The organism is Neisseria sp. P0021.S007 (assembly GCF_051956855.1).
On record NZ_JBQCXA010000924.1, the window covers coordinates 1 to 566 of the forward strand.

Consider the following 566-nt stretch of genomic DNA (forward strand, 5'->3'; position numbering starts at 1 on the left):
GCCTATTTGAGCAAGTCGTTGAGTGTAAATGCAATCAGCAACGCGGCAGGCACGCTGAGGATAGCACAAGTCGCCAGACAAAGTACGATGTTGGCAATCAGCCGCCAACCCTTCCAAGCAAAGCATTTGGCCGCAATCAGCAGGCAAGGCAGGGAAAACAGCAGCCATACCAACGCCCATGTCGGATTAGCCTTGGTCGGCGCAACCCAGCCGGACATCCGCGCCAGCATAAACACCGCCCACACCAGCATAGGCAATATAAATGCCGCCACGACCCACGCCGCGCCTACGCCGGTTTTGCCGTTTATATTCCAATCATATTTACCAAAAACCTTATTCGGCAACATAGTCATACTCCACAACTAAAGGGGCGTGATCCGAGAATTTTTCGTCTTTATAAACATGTGCGGAAACAGCTTTGGCGGCCAACTCCGGCGTAACCATCTGATAATCGATGCGCCACCCGACATCTTTCGCATACGCTTGTCCGCGGTTGCTCCACCATGTATAGCCCGGCACATCCGGATAAAGTGTGCGCCACATATCCGTCCAACCGAGCTTGTGGA

Annotated in this window: 2 protein-coding genes; both read right to left on the bottom strand. The window is 53.0% G+C overall.

The features are described 5' to 3' along the window. Positions 1-2 precede the first annotated feature (2 nt). Complete coding sequence (locus tag ACTHUR_RS16755) at positions 3-347, bottom strand: hypothetical protein (protein ID WP_219089061.1); 345 nt, start codon at positions 345-347, stop codon at positions 3-5. After that, on the bottom strand, positions 334-566 hold a 233-nt coding region (locus ACTHUR_RS16760), incomplete at its 5' end, for an endonuclease/exonuclease/phosphatase family protein (protein ID WP_440399810.1). The genes ACTHUR_RS16760 and ACTHUR_RS16755, both read right to left, overlap by 14 nt.